The sequence below is a fragment of the Neisseria sp. P0021.S007 genome (genome assembly GCF_051956855.1).
Genome location: NZ_JBQCXA010000317.1, coordinates 1 through 823, shown reverse-complemented (window position 1 = coordinate 823; position 823 = coordinate 1). Strand labels below are relative to the sequence as shown.

The window sequence follows — 823 nt, the reverse complement described above, 5'->3', positions numbered from 1 at the left end:
CATCGGTCCAAACAATCTGCCTTCGTATTCGACTGCGGCCGCGATTATCTTAATGTTTGCACTCTCCCTGCTTTCTTATTATTTTGTCGAGAAGCCGTTTAAAAAGTGGAAAGGCTCTTTTGCCCAGTCTGTGACATGGATTTATGCCGTCCCCATGCTTGTTTTGGCTATTACGCCTTTTCTTGCCATGAAGCTCCCGTTTATGGAGCAATACGACCGCATGGGATTGGCACGTTCCTACACTTCTTGTCACAACAACACCGACAAACAGTGTATTTGGGGCGATACCGACAAACAGCCGGAATTACTGATTCTAGGCGATTCGCATGCCGATCAATATAAAACGTTTTTTGATACCGTCGGCAAAAAAGAAAAATGGTCGGCAACGATGGTTTCTGCGGACAGTTGTGCCTATGTAGAAGATTATGCTGCACCCGTATTCAAGAAAAACGCCTCCTGCCGTGCCGTTTATCAGTATGCCAAAGAGCATCTGCCCCAATACTCAAAAGTGCTTTTGGCCATGCGCTGGGGCAGCCAAATGCCTGAAAACAGCAACTCCCTTGCTTACGATCCCGATTTTTTCAAAAAATTCAACCTCATGTTGCAAAAACTTTCTTCGGAAAAACAAGCGGTTTACCTGATGATAGACAACCCTAATTTGTCATACAACGGCTTGCGCGCCCATATTCTGTCTTACCGCATACCGGGATTTAGTCAGAATCTTGCCATTGATGAAACAGTCACTTCAAAAGGAAATGAACGCATCAAAGAATTGGCAGAAAAATATGCCAATGTGCACATTATCGATGCCACTGCCTATATT

1 protein-coding gene is annotated in these 823 nt (G+C 44.6%); it reads left to right on the top strand.

The window, feature by feature from the left end; genetic code table 11:
* On the top strand, positions 1-823 hold an 823-nt coding region (locus ACTHUR_RS13065), incomplete at both ends, for an SGNH hydrolase domain-containing protein (protein WP_440398937.1).